The sequence below is a fragment of the Perlucidibaca piscinae DSM 21586 genome (genome assembly GCF_000420045.1).
Classification (GTDB): Bacteria; Pseudomonadota; Gammaproteobacteria; order Pseudomonadales; family Moraxellaceae; genus Perlucidibaca; species Perlucidibaca piscinae.
Genome location: NZ_ATUE01000005.1, coordinates 42,456 through 63,362 on the forward strand (window position 1 = coordinate 42,456; position 20,907 = coordinate 63,362).

16 protein-coding genes are annotated in these 20,907 nt (G+C 66.4%); 11 read left to right on the forward strand and 5 right to left on the reverse strand.

All coding sequences use genetic code 11. The features are described 5' to 3' along the window. Positions 1-92 precede the first annotated feature (92 nt). From leuS to holA, 3 genes are read left to right on the forward strand one after another with little or no spacing between them, the layout of a single operon-like run. Positions 93-2,723 carry a leucine--tRNA ligase gene (leuS, locus tag F595_RS0100285; protein ID WP_022954861.1) on the forward strand — a complete coding sequence of 877 codons (2,631 nt, stop codon included), beginning with the start codon at positions 93-95 and terminating at the stop codon, positions 2,721-2,723. A 45-nt stretch (positions 2,724-2,768) separates the two neighbouring features. Continuing rightward, positions 2,769-3,350 carry an LPS-assembly lipoprotein LptE gene (locus tag F595_RS0100290; RefSeq protein ID WP_022954862.1) on the forward strand — a complete coding sequence of 194 codons (582 nt, stop codon included), beginning with the start codon at positions 2,769-2,771 and terminating at the stop codon, positions 3,348-3,350. Between the two features lie 13 nt (positions 3,351-3,363). Further along, entirely contained in the window at positions 3,364-4,395 is a 1,032-nt protein-coding gene (holA, locus tag F595_RS0100295) for a DNA polymerase III subunit delta (RefSeq protein ID WP_022954863.1), read from the forward strand. Between the two features lie 32 nt (positions 4,396-4,427). On the opposite strand, the gene F595_RS0100300 is transcribed toward holA, so the two are convergent. After that, positions 4,428-5,411, reverse strand: a complete 984-nt coding sequence (locus F595_RS0100300) for an META domain-containing protein (RefSeq protein ID WP_022954864.1) — start codon at positions 5,409-5,411, stop codon at positions 4,428-4,430. Positions 5,412-5,482: 71 nt separating this feature from the next. Here F595_RS0100300 and F595_RS0100305 point away from each other — a divergent pair, with 71 nt between their 5' ends. Genes F595_RS0100305 through mltB form a run of 7 tightly spaced genes read left to right on the forward strand, consistent with a single transcriptional unit; the run spans position 5,483 to position 12,344 of the window. Further along, entirely contained in the window at positions 5,483-6,739 is a 1,257-nt protein-coding gene (locus F595_RS0100305) for a glutamate-5-semialdehyde dehydrogenase (RefSeq protein ID WP_022954865.1), read from the forward strand. Between the two features lie 6 nt (positions 6,740-6,745). Further along, positions 6,746-7,405 (forward strand): nicotinate-nucleotide adenylyltransferase, encoded by a 660-nt coding sequence (gene nadD / locus F595_RS0100310; protein ID WP_022954866.1) that lies wholly within the window; start codon positions 6,746-6,748, stop codon positions 7,403-7,405. Continuing rightward, on the forward strand, positions 7,402-7,767 hold the full coding sequence (rsfS, locus tag F595_RS0100315) for a ribosome silencing factor (protein ID WP_022954867.1): 366 nt from the start codon (positions 7,402-7,404) through the stop codon (positions 7,765-7,767). The genes nadD and rsfS overlap by 4 nt, the downstream gene beginning before the upstream one ends. Positions 7,768-7,773: 6 nt before the next feature. Continuing rightward, complete coding sequence (gene rlmH, locus F595_RS0100320; RefSeq protein WP_022954868.1) at positions 7,774-8,241, forward strand: 23S rRNA (pseudouridine(1915)-N(3))-methyltransferase RlmH; 468 nt, start codon at positions 7,774-7,776, stop codon at positions 8,239-8,241. A 3-nt stretch (positions 8,242-8,244) separates the two neighbouring features. Next, the gene (gene mrdA, locus F595_RS12010; protein ID WP_022954869.1) at positions 8,245-10,146 is read left to right on the forward strand and encodes a penicillin-binding protein 2; all 1,902 of its coding nucleotides are present in this window, start codon (positions 8,245-8,247) and stop codon (positions 10,144-10,146) included. Then, positions 10,146-11,294, forward strand: coding sequence for a rod shape-determining protein RodA (rodA, locus tag F595_RS0100330; RefSeq protein ID WP_022954870.1), 1,149 nt, complete (start codon positions 10,146-10,148; stop codon positions 11,292-11,294). Before mrdA ends, rodA begins: the two co-directional genes overlap by 1 nt. Positions 11,295-11,309: 15 nt before the next feature. After that, positions 11,310-12,344 carry a lytic murein transglycosylase B gene (gene mltB / locus F595_RS12015; RefSeq protein ID WP_022954871.1) on the forward strand — a complete coding sequence of 345 codons (1,035 nt, stop codon included), beginning with the start codon at positions 11,310-11,312 and terminating at the stop codon, positions 12,342-12,344. A 91-nt stretch (positions 12,345-12,435) separates the two neighbouring features. On the opposite strand, the gene nirD is transcribed toward mltB, so the two are convergent. From nirD to F595_RS12020, 4 genes are read right to left on the reverse strand one after another with little or no spacing between them, the layout of a single operon-like run. Then, entirely contained in the window at positions 12,436-12,780 is a 345-nt protein-coding gene (nirD, locus tag F595_RS0100340; protein WP_022954872.1) for a nitrite reductase small subunit NirD, read from the reverse strand. Between the two features lie 11 nt (positions 12,781-12,791). Beyond that, positions 12,792-15,338 (reverse strand): nitrite reductase large subunit NirB, encoded by a 2,547-nt coding sequence (gene nirB, locus F595_RS0100345; protein ID WP_022954873.1) that lies wholly within the window; start codon positions 15,336-15,338, stop codon positions 12,792-12,794. After that, entirely contained in the window at positions 15,335-18,079 is a 2,745-nt protein-coding gene (locus F595_RS0100350) for a nitrate reductase (protein WP_022954874.1), read from the reverse strand. The genes nirB and F595_RS0100350 overlap by 4 nt, the downstream gene beginning before the upstream one ends. Further along, a complete protein-coding gene (locus tag F595_RS12020; RefSeq protein WP_022954875.1) occupies positions 18,063-19,298 on the reverse strand; it encodes an NAD(P)/FAD-dependent oxidoreductase in 1,236 nt (411 codons plus the stop codon). Before F595_RS12020 ends, F595_RS0100350 begins: the two co-directional genes overlap by 17 nt. Positions 19,299-19,431: 133 nt before the next feature. On the opposite strand from F595_RS12020, the gene F595_RS0100360 reads away from it, so the two are divergent. Then, a complete protein-coding gene (locus F595_RS0100360) occupies positions 19,432-20,907 on the forward strand; it encodes an MFS transporter (protein ID WP_022954876.1) in 1,476 nt (491 codons plus the stop codon).

The following is a 20,907-nucleotide window of genomic DNA, read 5'->3' on the forward strand; positions in this document are numbered from 1 at the left end:
GGTCGCACCCCGCCGTGGCCGTTATCGTCGATTCCCGCGTCAGACCTGCATGCTGCAGGCCGCGACGCCGTCCTTTCGCAGAGCGCTTGACCATGCAAGAACAGTATCAACCGGCCACCCTCGAGACCGCCGCCCGGAACGACTGGCAACAGGCCGACGCCTTCCGTGCCGATGACCACTCCGGCAAGCCCCGGTACTACTGCCTGTCCATGTTCCCCTACCCCAGCGGCAAGCTGCACATGGGGCATGTGCGCAACTACACCATCGGTGACGTTGTCAGCCGCTACAAGGCCATGAACGGCTTCAACGTGCTGCAGCCCATGGGCTGGGACGCCTTCGGCCTGCCTGCCGAGAACGCCGCCATGAAGAACGGCGTGGCACCGGCCGCGTGGACCTATTCCAACATCGACTACATGAAGGGCCAGCTCAAGTCACTGGGCCTTGCCATCGACTGGTCACGCGAGGTCACCACCTGCAAGCCGGACTACTACCGCTGGGAGCAGTGGCTGTTCACCCGCCTGTTCCGCAAGGGCGTGATCTACAAGAAGTCCGGCACGGTGAACTGGGATCCCATCGACCAGACCGTGCTCGCCAACGAACAGGTCATCGACGGCCGGGGCTGGCGCTCGGGGGCGGTGGTCGAGAAGCGCGAGATCCCGATGTACTACTTCGGCATCACGCAGTATGCCGAGCAGCTGCTCAATGACCTGGACCAGCTCGACGGCTGGCCGGAACAGGTCAAGACCATGCAGCGCAACTGGATCGGCAAGAGCCATGGCGCCGACATCGTGTTCGACTACGACGAGGCCAGCATCGGCAGCCCGGGACAGCTCACCGTCTACTCGACCCGCCCCGACACGCTGATGGGCGCGACCTATGTCGCCGTCGCCGCCGAGCACGCGCTGGCCGTACGCGCCGCAGAGAACAACCCGGCGCTGCAGGCCTTCATCGCCGAGTGCAAGGCCGGCTCCGTCGCCGAGGCCGACATGGCGACGATGGAGAAGAAGGGCATGGCCACCGGCCAGTTCGTCATCCATCCGCTCAACGGCCGCAAGCTGCCGGTCTACATCGCCAACTACGTGCTCGGCGGCTACGGCACCGGCGCGGTGATGGCGGTACCGGCCCATGACGAGCGCGACTTCGCCTTCGCCACCAAATACGCCCTGCCCATCGAGCCGGTCTATCGCAAGGCCGATGGCGCACGGGTCGACACCAGCGTCTGGCAGGACTGGTATGGCGACAAGACCGGTCTGGTCACCGCCAACGGCAGCGCCCAGGACGGCCTCGACGTCGGCGCCGCCTTCGACAGCATCGTGAGCGCCTTGGAGGCCTGCGGCCATGGCGTCCGCAAGACCCAGTTCCGCCTGCGCGACTGGGGCATCTCGCGTCAGCGCTACTGGGGCTGCCCCATCCCCATCATCCACTGCCCGAGCTGCGGCGACGTGCCGGTGCCGGATGACCAGCTCCCTGTCGTGCTGCCCGAGCACGTCGTGCCCGATGGCGCCGGCTCGCCGCTGGCGCGCATGACCGAGTTCTACGAGACCACCTGCCCGACCTGTGGTGGCGCCGCGAAGCGCGAGACCGACACCATGGACACCTTCGTGGAGTCGTCCTGGTACTACGCCCGCTATGCCTCACCGCAGTGCGACACCGGCATGGTGGACAAGGCCGCCGCGCAGCACTGGCTGCCGGTGGACCAGTACATCGGCGGCATCGAGCACGCCATCCTGCACCTGCTCTATGCGCGCTTCTTCCACAAGCTGATGCGCGATGAAGGCCTGGTGCAGGGCGACGAACCCTTCCGCAACCTGCTCACCCAGGGCATGGTGGTGGCCGACACCTTCTATCGCGAGCTCGACAACGGCGGCAAGGACTGGATCAACCCGGCCGATGTCACCCTGAGCCGCGACGACAAGGGCCGCATCACCGGTGCCGTGCTCACCGCCGACGGCCTGCCGGTCATCCACGGCGGCATGGAGAAGATGTCGAAGTCGAAGAACAACGGTGTCGATCCGCAGTCGCTGATCGACTCGCACGGCGCCGACACCGCCCGCCTGTTCATGATGTTCGCGGCACCGCCCGAGCAGTCGCTGGAATGGTCGGATGCCGGCGTCGACGGTGCCAGCCGCTTCCTGCGCCGCCTCTGGAAGCTGGTGCACACGCATCTGGCCAAGGGTGCCGTACCGGCCCTGGACAGGAACGCACTCGATGCCGACCAGAAGGCGCTGCGCCGCAAGCTGCACGAGACCATTGCCAAGGTCAGTGACGACTACGGCCGCCGCCTGACCTTCAACACCGCCATCGCTGCGGTCATGGAGCTGCTCAACGCGGTGCAGAAGCTGGACGCCGCGCCAGCCACGGACAGCGCCTCGGGCCAGGCCCTGGCGCTGGAGCGCGAAGCCCTGCACAGCGTGGTGCTGCTGCTCTCGCCCATCGTGCCGCACATCGGCCATCAGCTGCTGCGCGAGCTCGGCCATGATGGCGGCCTGGTCGGCGCCACCTGGCCGGTCGCCGATCCGGAAGCGCTGGCGCGTGATACCCTGACCCTGATGATCCAGGTCAACGGCAAGCTGCGCGGCCAGATCGAGGTGCCGGCAGACGCCGACCAGGCCAACATCGAGGCGGCAGCACTGGCCAATCCGGATGCCCGGCGCTTCATGGCTGGCGCCGCGCCGAAAAAGGTCATCGTGGTCAAGCAGAAGCTGGTCAACATCGTGGTGTGATTGCCGTCCGGACCATCAGGGTCCGGGCCGTCGAGGGGATAAGGCATGCGTGGTTCTTTGCGTTGGATTACCGTGGCACTCACCTGCCTGTCACTGTCGGCCTGCGGCTTCCAGCTGCGTGGCCAGTACCAGCTGCCGGCGGTACTCAACCCGGTGGTGCTGGACATGGCCAAGGGCACGCTGGAGCGTGACCTGAGCGCCGCCATCCAGCGCGCTGGCGGCCGCGTGGCCAGCGAGGCGCCGCTGCACCTGCATGTCGAGCAGGAGCGCATCAACCGCCAGACCAGCACCATCGACAGCCGCGCCAAGGCCGCTGAATACACCCTGTTCTACGAGCTCGACTACCAGCTGCGCCATGCCAGCGGCATCGCCGCCGAGCCGGTGCGCAGCATCCGTCTGCGCCGCACCTACCAGTTCGACAACACCCGCATCGTCGGCAAGTACGAGGAAGAGAACACCCTCATCGACGAACTGCGCCAGCAGGCCGTGGCCCAGATCCTGTCGCGCCTGGCACGGGTGCAGAGCAGCCAGCTTACCCCGGACATGCCGGCGTCTGACGCAGCGGCACCGGTCACCAGCACACAGGCACCCGCAGCGCCGGAACGCTTCAGCCCGGCAGCCCCCTGAGACGGCCGCCGCCATGAGATGTCGCCCGGAGCAGCTCGCGCGTCTGCTGGCAGAGCCCCTGCGCCCGCTCTGGGTGATCAGCGGCGACGAACCCCTGCTGGTGCTGGAATGCCATGATGCCATTCGCGCTGCCGCCACCCGGCAGGGCTTCGGCGAGCGCGAACGGCATCATGTCGACCGTGGTTTCGACTGGTCGTCGTGGCTCGGTGACAGCCAGGCGCTGTCACTGTTTGCCGAGCGCAAGCTGGTCGAGCTGCGCTTTCCGAACAAGCCCGACGCCGGCGCCACGGCCGCCCTGGTCGAATGGGCGGCACGCCCGCCGGAAGACACAGTGCTGGTGCTGGTGCTGCCCAAGCTGGATGCCAGTGCCCAGAAGGCGAAATGGCTGACCCAGCTTGATGAACACGGCGTGCTCGTCATGCTGGCAGGGGTTGACGCCGCGCAGCTACCGGACTGGCTGCAGCAACGTGCGCGCCAGCTCGGCCTGCGCCTGCAGCCGGATGCCTTGCAACTGCTCGCCGACCGCACCGAAGGCAATCTGCTGGCCGCCAGCCAGACCCTGGAAAAGCTGCGCCTGCTGCACGACGGCGAGGACATCGACATTGATGCCGTCGCTCGCCTGGTCAGCGACAGCGCGCGCTATTCGGTCTTCGATCTGGCTGACGCCATCCTGGCCGGCGATGCCAGTCGCACGGCACGCCTGCTGCTCGGCCTGGAGCGCGAAGGCCAGGCTGAATCCGTGGTGCTGTGGGCTCTGCAGAAAGACCTGCGCGCGCTGACACTGGCTGCCGAACAGGCGCAGCAGCAGGGGCGTCGACAGGTCAGCCCCGAGGCACTGGGCCAGTTCGGTTTCTGGTCACGCCGCCAGGGTCCGGCCCAGCAGGCCTTGCGCCGGCTGTCACTGACGCGGCTGCAGCGGCTGAGCAGCGGACTGGTGGACGTCGACAAGGCCATCAAGGGCCAGTCCGGCGAACGTGCCTGGGATGCCCTGCTGCGCTTCGGCCTCGCCATGGCGGGACGCCCGCTGTTCAGCGGACGCGCCTGAGCCACCGGCAGTCATGCCGGCAGCATTGCCATCTAGGGCATTTCCTGCACCTGAAGACGCGTCAGCACATGCGACTGACTGTCCAGCAGCTCCAGGGTCTGGCCACTGACCTGGTAGCGCATTGTCAACTTCAACGACTCCACCAGCGCCTGCTCCTGCACGGCGGCACTGCCCCGGCAACTCATGCGGGTCATGCCCAGGCGGCTGAACTGCAGCTGGTCATGCTGACGCAGGAAGCGGCCATGCAGACGATTGCAGCCGGTATGTCCCTGCACGCGTCCATCCTGGCGCAGACGCAACCAGGCCTGCTCCTGCACACCGCGACGCTCGACAGGCTGCGTGCCCAGCTGATGCACCCGCCAGGTGGTCTCGAGCAGCGGCTGCATGGGCGGCACCGCGTGGCAGCGGCTGTCGCGTACCGGCGCCACCGGCAGCACCGGACCGAGCACATCCGGCGCCGTCAGCAGCGGGCGTGATTCCGCCAGCAGCGCCGGTGGCCGCAGCCACCACGAGGTATCCAGCGCACAGGCCGTTATCCAGTTCATGACATCGGCATCGTCACGCTCGGGCTCCTCGCGCAGCGCCCAGCGCGGCGGATTCTCGCGCGTCAGCAGGTAGTCCTTGATCGAGCGCAGCGGCTCGCCATCCTGCCCCAGCAACTGCCAGGCGCCGTCATGCCAGCGGAAATAGCGCGGGGAAAGACCCGGGGTGTGCAGGATCAGCCGGCGCGAACCGGGCTGCCAGGTCCACTGGCCATCCCGGCCGAAGAGCTCGTCACGCCCCTGCGGCGCGGTACCGGAAAAGCGGTCGGTGCGGTAGAAGCGGCCGTCCGGCAGCAGGGTCAGCCGCGCGACCTGGGCCGTGCAGCCCGGGCAGGAAAGATCACCGCTCCAGCTGGCCGGCAAGGCCACCGGCAGGTCGGCGGAGCGCCATGACGGCAGCAGGCTGCAGCCGGCCAGCAACAGGACCGCCGTCGCCAGCAGCGGCGCGCGCCACGATTTCACGCCATCAGTCACGCCATTGCCTCATCGGCCACAGGACATCGCTATAATGCACAGGTTTTCGCCATTCCGTTGGAGTCGTCCGCATGGACATCACTGCGTACATGCATACCCTGGGCAGCGCCGCGCGCCAGGCATCCCGGGTCATTGCCCGCGCCAGCACCAGCACGAAAAATGCCGCCCTGCTAGCCATTTACCATGCTTTGCAGGCGCGTGAAAGCGAGATTCTCGCCGCCAACGCCCGCGACCTCGAAGCCGGCCGTGCCAACGGCCTCGAGGACGCCCTGCTCGACCGCCTGGCACTTGATGCCAAGCGCTTCGCCGGCATGCTTGACGGCCTGCAGCAGGTCATCGCCCTGCCCGACCCGGTCGGCGAGATGAGCGATTTCAGCTATCGTCCGTCCGGCATCCAGCTAGGCAAGATGCGGGTGCCGCTGGGCGTCATCGGCATCATCTACGAGTCGCGCCCCAACGTGACCCTGGAGGCCGCCGCGCTGTGCCTGAAGTCGGGCAATGCCACCATCCTGCGTGGCGGCAGCGAAGCCCTGCACAGCAACCAGGCCATCGCCGCCGGCATCCGTGCCGGTCTCGAGGCGGCCGGCCTGCCGGCAGCCGTGGTCCAGGTCGTCGACACCACCGACCGGGCCGCCGTCGGCCTGCTGATCACCATGCCGGAATTCGTTGATGTCATCGTGCCGCGCGGTGGCAAGGGCCTGATCGAACGCATCAGCCGCGAAGCCCGGGTGCCGGTGATCAAGCACCTCGACGGCAACTGCCATGTCTTTCTCGACCGCGCCGCCGATCCGGTCAAGGCCGAGCGCATTGCCATCAACGCCAAGACCCATCGCTATGGCGTCTGCAACGCCATGGAAACGCTGCTGGTCGATGCCCCGGTGGCGGCAGCGCTGCTGCCCGGGCTGGCTGCCGCCTACCGCGACAAGGGCGTCGAGCTGCGCGGCTGCGAACGCACGCGCGCCCTCGTTGACGACGTGATCGCGGCCACCGAAGAAGACTGGTTCACCGAGTACCTGGCACCGGTGCTGGCCATCAAGGTCGTCGACGGGCTCGACGAGGCGATCACGCACATCAACCACTACGGCTCGCACCATACCGACGCCATCGTCACCGAGGACTACGGCCGCGCCCGCCGCTTCCTCGCCGAAGTCGACTCCAGCTCGGTCATGGTCAATGCCTCGACGCGTTTCGCCGACGGCTTCGAGTACGGGCTGGGTGCCGAGATCGGCATCTCCACCGACAAGATCCACGCCCGCGGCCCGGTCGGCCTGCTCGGCCTGACATCGCAGAAGTGGGTGGTGCTGGGTGACGGCCAGATCCGCCAGTAAGCACGCGTGATCCTGCTCTTCGGCGGCTCCTTCGATCCCGTGCATCTCGGCCATGTCGAGACGGCACGGGCGGCGCAGCAGGCGCTGGCAGCCGATACCGTGGTCTGGCTGCCGGCCGCCCGCTCGCCGCTGAAGGACACGCCGGGCACCTCCGCCGCCGACCGCGGCGAGATGCTGCGACTGCAGCTGGCCAGCATGGCCGCGTGCGGCTGGCAGCTGTCACTGGAGGAGCTGGAGGCGCCGCCACCCAGCTACACCATCGACACCCTGCGGCGCTGGCGCCGGCGCATCGGCCCCGAGCAGCCGCTGGCCTTCCTCATCGGTCGCGACAGCCTGCAGACCCTGCCGGCCTGGCGCGACTGGGACCGCCTCACCGAGGTCGCCCATCTGGTGGTGGCCACCCGCCCCGGCCATGAGCAGCCGCTGCCGATGGCACTGGCAGACTGGTGGTCGGCACGCCAAACCGATCAGCCAAAGCTGCTACAATGCGCGCCGTCGGGGCGCATCCTGACGCTGACGACACCGCCCTGGCCGATTTCCAGCAGCATCCTGCGCCTTGCCCTGCACACCCGTGAACCCGTGGCCGACTGGCTCGCCCCCGCTGTTCAGGACTATATTGATCACCACGGCCTGTACCGCCCACCGGAGACCCCAGCGAACCCATGAACGCTCTCGACGCCGACACCCAACGCCTCTACGACACCGCACTCAACGCTCTCGCCGACCTCAAGGCGCAGCAGGTCACGACCCTGGATGTGCGCCCCCTGACCAGCCTGGCTGACCTCATGATCATCGCCAGCGGCACCTCCACCCGCCACGTCAAGGCTCTGGCCGACGAGGTCCAGGTCAAGGCCAAGGCCGCCGGCTTCATGCCGGTCGGCATCGAAGGCGAACGCGAAGGTGAATGGGTGCTGATCGACCTCGCCGGCGTCATCGTGCACGTCATGCTGCCCGCCACCCGCGTGTTCTACGACCTCGAGAAGCTCTGGACCGCCCAGGGCGCTGCCAGCTCGACCCAGGCGAACTGACCCTCCTTGAAGATACGCCTGCTCGCCGTCGGCACCCGCATGCCCTCCTGGATCTCCGAGGGCTACGAGGATTACGCCAAGCGCCTGACCGACGATGTCCGTCTGGAGCTGGTGGAAATTCCTGCCGGCAAGCGTGGCAAGCAGGTTGATCTGGTTCGTCTCACCGAGAAGGAAGGCGAGGCCCAGCTCGCGGCCATCGGCAACGGCGACCGGGTTATTGCGCTCAATGTCGGCGGCCGCTCGCTGAGCACCGAGGAATTGTCAGAAATGCTTGGCCGCTGGCTGCAGGAAGGCCGTAATATCAGCCTGCTGATTGGCGGGCCGGAGGGCCTGTCGCCTGCCGCCGTTGCGCGCGCCGATCAGCAATGGTCGCTGTCGCCGCTGACCCTGCCGCATCCGCTGGTGCGGGTTCTGCTGGCCGAGCAGCTCTATCGCGCCTGGACCTTGCTGAAGGGTCATCCCTATCACCGCTGAGCCATGAACCCACTCAACAAGCAGCCCTCCCGACTGACGCTGAAGGACCAGCAGCAAGACATCGAGCTGTTCCGCCAGCGTGCCACCTTTGCCGGCGGATTCGTGCTGGTCGCGCTCGGGCTGCTGCTGCTGCGCTATGGCTGGCTGCAGCTGTTCCAGCACGAGCAGTACGTCACGCAGTCGGAGAACAACCGCATCCAGCTCGAGGCCATCGCGCCGCCGCGCGGCTTCATCTACGACCGCAACGGCGTGCTGCTGGCCGACAACCGCCCGGTCTTCACGCTGGTGGTGAACCGCCAGCAGGCCGGCGATCTGGATGACCTGATCCGGCGCCTGACCCCCATTCTCGGCCTCACCGAGGAAGAGGTGGAGCGCTTCCAGAAGCGCCTGCGCATCGCCCGTCGCTACGAGCCGGTGATCATCCGCAGCCGCCTCAGCGAGGAGGATCTGGCGACTTTCTCCGAGGTCCGCTACGCCTTCCCCGGCGTCAATGCCGAAATCGAGATCTCGCGCTACTACCCGCAGGGCGAGCTGTTCGCGCACGTCATCGGCTATGTCTCGCGCATCTCCGAACAGGAGCAGAAAACCCTGGACCCGGCGGCCTACGCCGGCACCCACCTGATCGGCAAGCTCGGCATCGAGAAGTTCTACGAGCAGGCCCTGCACGGCGAGGTCGGCTACCAGCATGTCGAGACCAATGCCTACGGCAAGCAGATCCGCGTGCTCAAGCGCACGCCGCCGGTGCGCGGTGCCGACCTGACGCTGCACCTGGACAGCAAGCTGCAACAGATCGCGCATGAGCAGCTCGCCGGACGCCGTGGCGCGATTGTCGCGATCGATCCGCGCAACGGCGGCGTGCTCGCCTTCGTCAGCAACCCCGGCTTCGATCCCAACCTGTTCGTCGGCGGCATTCCCACGCCCCTCTACAAGGGCCTGCGTGATCACGAGGACCGCCCGCTCTACAACCGTGCCCTGCAGGGCATCTACCCGCCCGGTTCGACCATCAAGCCGCACGAGGGTCTGGGCGGCTTGCACTACGGCCTGACCAACTGGGAATACCGCATCGCCGACCCGGGCTTCTTCATGCTGCCCGGCGTCAACCACCGCTTCCGTGACTGGAAGAAGCAGGGCCACGGCATCGTTGACCTGTATCGCGCCATCGAGATCTCCTGCGACACCTATTTCTATCTGCTCTCGGACCGCATGGGCGTGGATCGTTTCCACGACTGGATGTCCGAGTTCGGCTTCGGCCACAAGACCGGCATCGACCTGGTCAACGAGAAGACCGGCACCCTGCCCTCGGTGGCCTGGAAGCGCAAGCGCCTGGGCGCGCCCTGGTATCGTGGCGAAATGATGTCGGTGGGCATCGGCCAGGGCTATTTCACCGCCTCGCCGCTGCAGATCGCGCTGTCCACCGCGATCATCGCCAACAAGGGCCACAAGATCCGTCCGGTGCTGCTGAAGAGCAGCACCGGCGCCAAGGCCGTGCAGCCCGCCCCGCAAGGCAACGACATGATCCGCTACAACGGCGACCCGGCCGACTGGGACCGCATGCACGAGGCCATGCGCCGCGTCGTGCACGGCAGCGGCACGGCCACCGGCCTGCAGCGCGGCCTGGTCAACTACGACATCGCCGGCAAGACCGGTACCGCGCAGGTCAAGGGCATCAAGCAGAACGAGAAGTACGACGAGTCCCGGCTTGACCCCCGGCACTGGGACCATGCCTGGTTCATGGGCTTCGCGCCGGTGGTGAACCCGCGCATCGCGGTGGCCGTGCTGGTGGAGAACGGCAAGCACGGCAGCACGGCGGCCGGCCCCATTGCCAAGGCCCTGTTCGACTACGAGATCAATGGCATCGTGGCGCCTGCCCCGGTGCACGACAGCGAAGCCGAGGGTGGCGAGTGATGAAGGAACAGCAGAACCGATTTCTCCGCCATGCCCCGCTCAGTGGTGCCGAGTTCCACAAGCGCGCCGACATCTGGGGCATGCTGCGTCTGGACCCGGCACTGTTCACCCTGCTCGCGATCGCCATCAGCATCGGCCTGATCGCGCTCTACAGCGCCAGCGGGGCGGATGCCGCCATGACCCTGAAGCAGGCCAGCAGCTTCTTCATCGGCCTGATCGTGCTGCTTGTGTTCGCTCGCATCCCGCCCAACACCTATGCCTACATCTCGCCCTGGTTCTACGGCTTCGGGGTCCTGCTGCTGATCGGCGTGGCGCTGTTCGGCGAGGTGCGCATGGGCGCCCAGCGCTGGCTGACCATTCCCGGCGTCACCAGCGTGCAGCCCTCGGAGTTCCTCAAGCTGGCGATGCCGATGATGACGGCCTGGTACCTGTCGCAGAAGGCACAGCCCATGAAGCTCAAGGACATAGCGGTCTGCCTGATGCTGATCCTGCTTCCGGCCGGCCTGGTCGCCGAGCAGCCCGATCTCGGCACCAGCATCCTGGTCTTTGCCAGCGGCTTCTTCGTGCTCTTCCTGGCCGGCCTGCCCTGGCGACTGATGGGCTACATGGCGGGCGCCTTCGCCGCCATCGCGCCGTTTGCCTGGCATTTCCTGCATGACTACCAGCGCCGCCGCATCCTGACCCTGTTCGATCCCGAGTCCGATCCGCTCGGCAACGGCTGGAACATCATCCAGTCGAAAACCGCCATCGGCTCCGGCGGCCTGTTCGGCAAGGGCTGGATGGACGGCTCGCAGTCACACCTGCACTTCCTGCCGGAAGGTCACACCGACTTCATCATCGCCGCCTACTCCGAGGAGTTCGGCTACATCGGCGTGCTGGTGCTGATCGGCCTCTACCTGGCCATCCTGGTGCGCGCCTTCCAGATCGCCACCCAGGCCCAGACCGCCTATGCCCGCCTGCTGGCCGGCGCCATCACGCTGTCGTTCTTTGTCTACGTCTTTGTCAACGCAGGCATGGTCAGCGGCATTCTTCCCGTGGTGGGCGTGCCGCTGCCCTTCATCAGCTATGGCGGCACCGCCATCATCACCCTGATGTCCGGCTTCGGCGTGCTCATGTCCATCCAGGCCCATCGCAAGCTGATGGGCTGACCCCAGGAGTCATTCATGTTCAAGAAGATGCGCACGGCAGGCATTGCTGCCCTGTCCCTGCTGGCCACCGGCGTACAGGCCCAGGACTTCAGCCAGTACGAGGAGCTGACCGCGATGATCGCCCAGCTCGAATCCGAGAAGATCTACGCTCCCGGCGAGCTGCAGGGCCTGTTCCAGCAGGTGAAGCGTCAGGACAGGATTCTCGAGCTGATCGCCCGTCCCGCCGAGAAGAGCAAGGAGTGGCGCGACTACCGGCCCATCTTCATGACCGAGACCCGTGTTCGCGACGGCCTCGTGTTCTGGGACCAGCACCGTGATGCCCTGGCACGTGCCGAGCAGCAGTTCGGCGTGCCGGCCAGCCAGATCGTGGCCATCATCGGCGTCGAGACCAAGTACGGCGGCAACAAGGGCAGCTGGAAGGTCATCGAGGCCCTGGCCACGCTGGGCCTGGACTACCCGCCGCGCGCGCCCTTCTTCCGCCGCGAACTGCGCGAGTTCCTGGTGCTCAGCAAGCAGAACGGACTCGATCCGCTCAACACGGTCGGCTCCTATGCCGGTGCCATGGGCTTCCCGCAATTCATGCCGTCAAGCTGGCGTCGTCTAGCCATCGACTTCGATGGTGACGGCCGCATCGATCTGCTCAACAACCCGGTCGATGCCATCGGCTCCATCGCCAACTACTTCAAGGCCAACGGCTGGCGTGCCGGCGAGCCGGTGACGGTGCGTGCGCGCATCAGCGGCAATGACTACGACAAGGCCACCAGCACCGAGCTGAAGACCACGTCGACGCTGGAGCAGCTGGCGAAGCAGGGTCTGCAGCCTCGCGACGCGCTGGCCATGGCGGCCACCACGCCGGCATCCGGTCTGCGCCTGCAAGGCGCCAACGGCGGCGAGTTCTGGCTGGCACTGAACAACTTCTATGTCATCACGACCTACAACCGCAGCATCCTCTACGCCATGGCGGCCTATCAGCTCGCCGATGCACTGGATGCCGCGCGCAAGGCACGTGACCAGGCCGCTGTCGCGCCGGCAACCAGCCTGCTGCCCTGAGCCCTGAACGACAACGCCCGTCAGACCGCGATGGCCTGACGGGCGTTGTCGTTTTCAGCCTGGATGCGCTGACGGAAAGGGCCGGGATGACTCAGGCGGCGCGAGCCGCCTGGGTGACGGCGACCTGGATCATGCCGTCCTGCTCGCGCACGGCATGCACCGGGATCGACACGCCGGCATCCTCCAGGCAGGCCCCGGTGAGCAGATCGAAGTGCTGCTTGTAGACCGGCGAGGCGACCACCTGGCGACCCTCCAGGCTGCCGACCAGCCCGCGCGAGATCACGTTGGCGCCCGAGAACGGATCATGGTTGCCGACCGCGTGCAGCGAGCCGTCACGGAGACGGAACACGGCAACCTGCTGGCCGTTGACCAGGGCGGCAACGCCGACCCCGGTGATGAGGCGCTCGGCGGCGCAGATGGTGACGAATTCACTCATGGTCTCTCTCCTCACACCGTCACGGTGTCGATCAGGTCGGCGCGCTTTTCGCTGGCCGTGGCCGGACGGATCTGGCCGCGCTCCTCGACGAAGACGATGTTGTCGTCGCGGGCATCGCTGTTGATGAAGCTGGCAAAGCGGGCACGCACTTCCGGCGTTTCCACGGCGGTCTTCCACTCGCACTGGTAGGTGTCGGCGACGTGCTGCATGTCGGCCTCCAGCTCGGCGGCCAGACCCAGCGAATCCTCGATCACGACCTGCTTCAGGTAGTCGAGACCACCCTCCAGGTTCTCGCGCCAGACGCTGGTGCGCTGCAGACGGTCGGCGGTGCGCACGTAGAACATCAGCACGCGGTCGATGTACTTGACCAGGGTCGCCTCGTCGAGGTCGCTGGCAAAGAGCTCGGCATGGCGCGGACGCATGCCGCCGTTGCCGCAGACATAGAGGTTCCAGCCGCGCTCGGTGGCGATCACGCCGATGTCCTTGCCCTGCGCTTCGGCGCACTCGCGGGTGCAACCGGACACGCCGAACTTGATCTTGTGCGGCGAGCGCAGGCCCTTGTAGCGGTTCTCCAGGCGCACGGCGAGGCCGACCGAATCGCCGACGCCGTAACGGCACCAGGTCGAGCCGACGCAGGACTTCACCGTGCGCAGCGACTTGCCGTAGGCATGACCGGTCTCGAAGCCGGCAGCCACCAGCTCTTCCCAGATCGAGGGCAGCTGCTCGACGCGGGCGCCGAACAGGTCGACGCGCTGACCGCCGGTGATCTTGGTGTAGAGGCCGTACTTCTTGGCCACGGTGCCGACGGCGATGAGGCCGTCGGGCGTGACTTCGCCACCGGCCATGCGCGGCACCACCGAGTAGGTGCCGTCCTTCTGCAGGTTGCCGAGGTAGTAGTCGTTGGTGTCCTGCAGACCGGCGAGCTCCGGCTTGAGGATGTGGTCGTTCCAGGTCGAGGCCAGGATGGACGCCGTGGTCGGCTTGCAGATGTCGCAGCCGTCACCCTTGCCATGCTTTTCCAGCAGCTCGTCGAAGGTGGTGATCTTCTCGACCTTGATCAGGTGGAACAGCTCCTGGCGCGAGTAGGCGAAGTGCTCGCAGAGATCCTTCTTGACCTCGATGCCCTGCTTGGCCAGCTCGCTCTTGAGAATCTGGCCGACCAGCGCGGTGCAGCCGCCACAGGAGGTGCCGGCCTTGGTGATGGCCTTGAGCTCGCCGAGGTCGCAGGTGCCGGCGGCAATCGTGCTGCAGATGGCGCCCTTGCTGACGCTGTTGCAGGAGCAGATCTGCGCCGTGTCCGGCAGCGCGTCGGCGCCCAGTGCCGGGGCTCCGCCTTCGCTGGCCGGCAGGATGAAGCTTTCCGGATTTGCCGGCAGCTCCATCTTGTTGAGCATGAGCTGCAGCAGCGTGCCGTAGGCCTCGGCCTCGCCCACCAGCACGGCACCCAGCAGATGCTTCCTGTCAGCGGAAACCACCAGCTTCTTGTAGGTTTCGGCGACGTCATCGACCCAGGTGTAGGACAGCGCGCCCGGCGTGCTGCCGTGGGCATCACCGATGGAGGCGACGTCGACGCCCATGAGCTTGAGCTTGGTCGACATGTCGGCACCCTGGAACAGGGTCTGGGCACGGCCGGTGATGTGGTCGGCCGCTGCCTGCGCCATCTGGTAGCCCGGGGCCACCAGACCGTAGATGCGACCGCTCCAGAGCGCGCACTCGCCAATGGCATAGATGTCCGGGTCCGAGGTCTGGCACTGGTCATTGATGATGATGCCGCCGCGCTCGCCCATACCCAGCCCGCACTGGCGCGCCAGCTCGTCACGCGGACGGATGCCGGCGGAGAACAGGATGAGGTCGGTTTCTAGGCTGCTGCCGTCGACGAAGTTCATGGCATGACGACCGGTCATGCCGTCGACGATCTCGCGGGTGTTCTTGCCGGTATGCACCTTGACGCCCAGATCCTCGATCTTCTTGCGCAGCAGGCGACCGCCGCCATCATCGACCTGCACCGCCATCAGGCGCGGCGCGAACTCGACGACATGGGTTTCCAGGCCGAGGTCACGCAGGGCCTTGGCAGCCTCCAGACCGAGCAGGCCGCCACCGACGACGACACCGACCTTGGACACGGCCGCACCGGCCTTGATGGCTTCCAGATCCTCGATGGTGCGGTAGACCAGGCAGTGCTCGCGATCCTTGCCTGGCAGCGGCGGCACGAAGGGATAGGAGCCGGTGGCCAGCACCAGCTTGTCGTAAGGCACGCGCTCGCCACCGGCGACCTCGACTTCGCGGGTGTCGCGGTGAATGGCGACGGCGCGGGTGTTCAGATGCAGATAGATGCCGGCGTCAGCGAAGAAGTCGCCCTTGACCAGGCTCAGGTCCTCGGCGGTCTTGCCGCTGAAATAGGCCGACAGGTAGACGCGATCGTAGGCCGCACGCGGTTCCTCGGCGAGCACGGTGACATCAATGCCGGCAAAACCGGCGCTGTCGGCAACAAGCTGCTCAAGGAACTTGTGACCCACCATGCCGTTACCGATGACGACGACACGCTGCTTGTGACTCATGAACTTTCTCCGCATGTGGCTAGAATCTGCTTCAGCTCTGGCTGGCAGGATCCGCAGTTGGTACCGGCCTTGAGACAGCGGCCGATGGCGGCGACGCTGTCCAGGCCTTCGGCCGCGATGGCACGGCGTATGGTTTTCTCACCGACCCCGAAGCAGGCACATACCGTGCGCCCGACATCGCTGGCCGGATCGGCAGGCCGGCCCGAGAGCAGACCGCGCCGGGTCTCGGCATCCAGCACCTGACCCATCTGGCTGGCAAGCCAGCCGCGCTCCGGCAGGGCCGCTGCATCACGCGCCAGCATCAGCACGCCGACCAGACGTCCATCTCGCAGACAAGCCCTGCGATACAAACCCCGTGCCAAGTCTGCATATTCCAACCATTCGCCATCCGTCACCGGCAGCCAGCGGTCCGCCAGCACCTGAGGATCGGCGGCTTCCAGACCCGCCAGCTCGTAGCGCCAGGCCGTGTCACCCCGCACGGCCACGGCATAGTCGGCCTCAGGCAGCTCAACCGCCTCGGCATTGAGCCAGAAGCCCTGCCAGGCCGGCTGCCAGGGGCTGAGTGCCACCGGGGTATGCTTGTTTTCGGGCTGTCCCGACACCGGGTCGGTGACCGGGTTGACCAGCGGACCCACCCGGCCCTGGCTGCTGAGCGCCCCAGTCCAGTGCATGGGCACAAAAACTGTGCCCCGTTGCTGACCACCACCTGCCTGCACTCGCGCCAGCATCTGACCCCAGCGCGAGCGCAGGGCGACCAGACCACCATCGACCAGGCCCTGTGCCGCCATGTCGTCCGGATGCAGCTCGGCGAAAGGCTCGCTCAGGTGCGCCAGCAGACGGGGCGTCAATCCGGTGCGTGTCATGGTGTGCCACTGGTCACGAATGCGGCCGGTGTTGAGCACGAAGGGGTATTCGGCACAGGTCGCGTTGCGCGGCGCCCGTGGCGTCACCGGCAGCAGCCGGGCCTTGCGATCGGCCGTGAAGAAGCCGCCGTCGGCGAACAGCCGGGCCTGACCGTCCGGGCGGCCGCGACGTACCGGCCACTGCACCGGCGCCAGCTGGTCATAGGCCTCGGCATCGAGCGTGGCGAGGGCGCTGATGTCAAAGTCGCGGCGCACGCTGTCGGCGTCGTTCTCGAAGCCGGACAAAGCCGCGTGTTCGGCAAAGATGGCGGCCGCGCTGCGGAAGTCGAACGCGTCGGTGAAGCCCAGCGCCTGGCCAACCCGGGCAATGATCCACCAGTCCGGCATGGCCTCGCCCGGCGCGGGCAGGAAGGCACGCTGACGCGAGATGCGACGCTCGGAATTGGTCACCGTGCCGTCCTTCTCGCCCCAGCCGCGCGCCGGCAGGCGGATGTGTGCCAGCCGGTTGGTGTCGGTATCGGCGATGCAATCCGAGATGATGACGCACTCGGCACCGGCCAGCGCCGCCTTGACGCGATCGGCATCCGGCAGCGACACCACCGGATTGGTGCCCATGATCCAGACCAGCTTGATGCGGCCGCTGTGCACGGCCTCGAACAGGTCGACCGCCTTGAGGCCGTTGTCAGCCGCCAGGGCCGGGGCCTGCCAGAAGCGCTGCACCAGATCGCGATGACGCGGATCGGTGATTTCCATGTGGGCGGCGAGCTGGTTGGCGAGACCGCCGACCTCGCGTCCGCCCATGGCATTGGGCTGCCCCGTGAGCGAGAACGGACCGCAGCCGGGCTTGCCGATGCGCCCGGTGGCCAGATGGCAGTTGAGCAGGCTGTTGACCTTGTCGGTACCGGCACTGGACTGGTTCACGCCCTGCGAATACAGGGTCATGGTGCGTGCCGTGTCCGCGAACCAGCGATAGAAGGTGAGCACATCCGCCTCGCTCAGCCCGGTGGCCTCGGCCACCTGCAGCACCGAACCGGCCGTCACGGCAGCCTCGGCGAGGGCAGCCTCAAAGCCGCTGGTGTGCCGGGACAGGTAGTCGTGATCGATGCTCCCCTGCGCCGCCAGCCACACCAGCAGGCCGTTGAAGAGCCAGACATCGCTGCCCGGCTTGAGCGCCAGATGCAGGTCGGCGATCTCGTTGGTGGCGGTCGCGCGCGGGTCGATGTTGACCACGCGCAGCTCGGGACGGCGCTGCTTCTCGGCCTTGATGCGCTGGAACAGGATGGGATGGCACCAGGCCGTGTTGGAACCGGTGAGCACGATGAGATCGGCCAGCTCCAGATCCTCGTAGCAGTTCGGTACCGTGTCGGAGCCGAAGGCGCGCTTGTGGCCGGCGACGCTGGACGACATGCACAGACGCGAGTTGGTGTCGATGTTGGCGCTGCCGAGGAAGCCCTTCATGAGCTTGTTGGCGACGTAGTAGTCCTCGGTGAGCAACTGGCCGGAGACATAGAAGGCGACGGCATCGCGACCATGCTCGGCCTGCACGCGACGGATCTCGGCCGCCACGGCGGCCAGCGCGTCATCCCAGCTGGTGCGCTGGCCATGCACTTCCGGATGCAGCAGTCGCCCTTCGAGATGCACGGTCTCGCCCAGCGACGAGCCCTTGGAGCAGAGCCGGCCGAGATTGGCCGGATGTTCGACATCGCCGGCAATGCGGACCTGGCGCGCGTCGACATCCTCGACCGTGGCCAGCACCCCGCAGCCCACGCCGCAGTAGGCGCAGGTGGTGTGCACGGTGTCACCGGCCGCGGCCACCAGGGGAATGCGCTCGACCGCCGGGGCGACCGGTGTGCCGTGAGTCTCAGGCTGCAATGGCATTGTCGACACCTTCCACCACCTTTCCGAACATGAGTTGATCTCGCCATGCCGAGACATCGCTGCCGGCACGAATCAGGTCGAAGTACCACGGCCCCTCGCGGGCATCGCCGTAAAGCACGGCTCCCACCAGGCGGCCCTCGTGCAGGCACAGCTTCTTGTAGATGCCGCGAGCCGGGTCACGGAACACCAGGATGTCGGCCTCGGCATGATTGAAGTCACCGGCCGAGAACAGCTCGACACCGCTGACCTTGAGCGTGGTGGCGGTCGGTTTCTGCACGAAGCGGCCGATGCCCATGCCGGCAAGATGGTTGGCACAGACCTTGGCCTGCTCATACAACGGTGCAACAAGGCCGAACAGTGCACCACGATGTTGCACGCACTCGCCCACCGCATAGATGCGCGGATCAAAGGTTTGCAACGTGTCGTTGACCAGGATGGCCTTGTCGACCTGAAGTCCCATGGCACGTGCAAGCGCCACATTGGGGCGAATGCCGACCGCCATGACCACGAGATCGCAGGCCAGGAAGCTGCCATCCTTGAAGTGCACGCCCTTGAGCTTGCCGGTGTCAGGATCACTCTCGATCGAGGCGCTCATCGCCGACACCTTGAAGGCGATGCCCTTGGCCTCCAGCGCCGAACGCAGCAGGCCGGCGGCCTCGGCATCAAGCTGGCGATTGAGCAGCCAGGCGGCATCGTGGATAACGGTCACGTCCACGCCCTGCCCGGCCAGGCCATTGGCGGCCTCCAGGCCCAGCAGGCCGCCACCGATCACCGCCACGCGCGGCTTGCCGGCAGCTGCACCGAGCAAGCGCTGAACGTCGGCGATATCACGGAAACTGACCACATCGGGATGATCATGACCGGGCATGGGAATGATGAACGGTACCGAACCGGTGGCCAGCAGCAGACGGTCATAGGGCACGGACACACCCTGGTCGGTATGCACGATGCGGCGCACGCGATCGACCTCATGCACGGTGTGACCGGCCAGCAGCGTGATGTCGCGCTCGGCATACCATTCACGCGGGTGGATGACGATGTCCTCGAAGCGCTTCTCGCCCGCCAGCACCGGGGACAGCATGACCCGGTTGTAGTTGCCGTGCGGCTCGCGGCCGATCACGGTGATGTCGTAGGAATCCGGCGCCAGCTGCAGCAGCTCCTCGACAGTGCGCATGCCCGCCATGCCGTTGCCGATGACCACCAGTTGCGTGCGGGACATCTGCCCACCCTCTGTCGAACCAAGTTGCCGAGCCTGAAGCAAGACTCATGCCACCATTTGGACAGACGTTGAACACATGGCATGGCTCTTGCTTCAGTGCGTCACCACACCGCAACCGCTTCGGAGCACCGCCATGGCCTTCCGCTTCCCCCTGCCACTGACAAACTGGCAGGAGCCGCGCATACGCACGCTGCACTTCACGTGGATGGCGTTCTTCATCACCTTCCTGATCTGGTTCGCGCACGTCTCGCTGATGCCGATGATCAAGGAAACCATGCATCTCACCGATGCCCAGGTGAAGGCCTTCCTCATCCTCAACGTGGCGCTGACCATTCCGGCGCGCATCCTGATCGGCATTCTGGTCGACAAGTACGGTCCGCGCCGCAGCTACAGCCTGCTGCTGCTGATCTGCGGCTTCCTCTGCCTGGGCTTCGCCGCCGCACAGACCTTCGAGCAGCTTGCGGTCATGCGCTTCCTGCTCGGCTTCACCGGTGCCGGCTTCGTCATCGGCATCCGTCTGGTCAGCGAATGGTTCCCGGCCCGCGAGGTCGGCATCGCCGAAGGCATCTACGGCGGCTGGGGCAACTTCGGTGCCGCCATCGCCAAGATCAGCATGCCCATCCTGGCGGTCAGCGTGTTCGGTGGCGAGTTCGGCTGGCGCTATGCCATCGGCCTGACCGGTGTCATCGCCATCGTCTACAGCGTGATCTTCTACCGCAACGTGCGTGACACGCCCAAGGGTGCCACCTACTTCAAGCCCAAGAAGACCGGCGGCCTGGAAGTCACCAGCAAGGGCGACCTCGCCTTCTACATGCTGGTCAACCTGCCCATCTACCTGATCCTCTACGTGCTGGCCTGGCGCCTGTCACCGGGCGGCCTCAACATCATCGGCCAGACCTTCACCGACATCTGCTACGCCATCATCACCTTCCTCATGGTCTGGCAGTCGTGGAAGATCTGGCAGGTCAACCGCCACCTGGTCCATGAAAGCGTGCCGGCCGCGCAGCGCTACAAGTTCAAGCAGGTCGCCATTCTCAACCTCGCCTACCTGGCCTGCTTCGGCTCCGAGATTGCCGTGGTGTCGATGCTGCCGATGTTCTTCGGCGAGACCTTCGGCCTGTCGCCGATGATGCTCGGCCTGATGGCCGGCTCGTTCACCATCATGAACCTGGTGGCACGCCCGGCGGGCGGCCTGCTCTCCGACAGCATGGGCCGTCGCAAAGTGCTGGCCGTCTGTCTCGCCGTGCAGACCCTGGGCTACGCCCTGCTGTCCCAGGTCAGCGCCGGCTGGGGTCTGGCCCTGGCGGTCGCCGTCACCCTGGCCACCTCGGTGTTCGTGCAGGCAGCCTGCGGCGCCGTGTACTCGGTGGTGCCGCTGATCCAGCGCCGCATGACCGGCCAGATCGCCGGCATGGCGGGTGCCTACGGCAACGTCGGTGGTGTTTTCTTCCTGACCGTGCTCTCCTTCGTCAGCCCGATGATCTTCTTCTACGTCATCGCCGGCGTGTCGGCACTGGCCTTTATCGCTGCCCAGTTCCTCGACGAGCCGCGCGGCCACATGGTGGAAATTGATGAACATGGCAATGTCCAGATGATCGCCGTTGAATGA

Bases quoted from the DNA above. Each gene is read 5' to 3' on its own strand.
- leuS (WP_022954861.1), top strand. From the start codon at position 93: ATGCAAGAACAGTATCAACCGGCCACCCTCGAGACCGCCGCCCGGAAC.
- F595_RS0100290 (WP_022954862.1), top strand. From the start codon at position 2,769: ATGCGTGGTTCTTTGCGTTGGATTACCGTGGCACTCACCTGCCTGTCA.
- holA (WP_022954863.1), top strand. From the start codon at position 3,364: ATGAGATGTCGCCCGGAGCAGCTCGCGCGTCTGCTGGCAGAGCCCCTG.
- F595_RS0100305 (WP_022954865.1), top strand. From the start codon at position 5,483: ATGGACATCACTGCGTACATGCATACCCTGGGCAGCGCCGCGCGCCAG.
- rsfS (WP_022954867.1), top strand. From the start codon at position 7,402: ATGAACGCTCTCGACGCCGACACCCAACGCCTCTACGACACCGCACTC.
- mrdA (WP_022954869.1), top strand. From the start codon at position 8,245: ATGAACCCACTCAACAAGCAGCCCTCCCGACTGACGCTGAAGGACCAG.
- rodA (WP_022954870.1), top strand. From the start codon at position 10,146: ATGAAGGAACAGCAGAACCGATTTCTCCGCCATGCCCCGCTCAGTGGT.
- mltB (WP_022954871.1), top strand. From the start codon at position 11,310: ATGTTCAAGAAGATGCGCACGGCAGGCATTGCTGCCCTGTCCCTGCTG.
- nirD (WP_022954872.1), bottom strand. From the start codon at position 12,780: ATGAGTGAATTCGTCACCATCTGCGCCGCCGAGCGCCTCATCACCGGG.
- nirB (WP_022954873.1), bottom strand. From the start codon at position 15,338: ATGAGTCACAAGCAGCGTGTCGTCGTCATCGGTAACGGCATGGTGGGT.
- F595_RS0100350 (WP_022954874.1), bottom strand. From the start codon at position 18,079: ATGCCATTGCAGCCTGAGACTCACGGCACACCGGTCGCCCCGGCGGTC.
- F595_RS12020 (WP_022954875.1), bottom strand. From the start codon at position 19,298: ATGTCCCGCACGCAACTGGTGGTCATCGGCAACGGCATGGCGGGCATG.
- F595_RS0100360 (WP_022954876.1), top strand. From the start codon at position 19,432: ATGGCCTTCCGCTTCCCCCTGCCACTGACAAACTGGCAGGAGCCGCGC.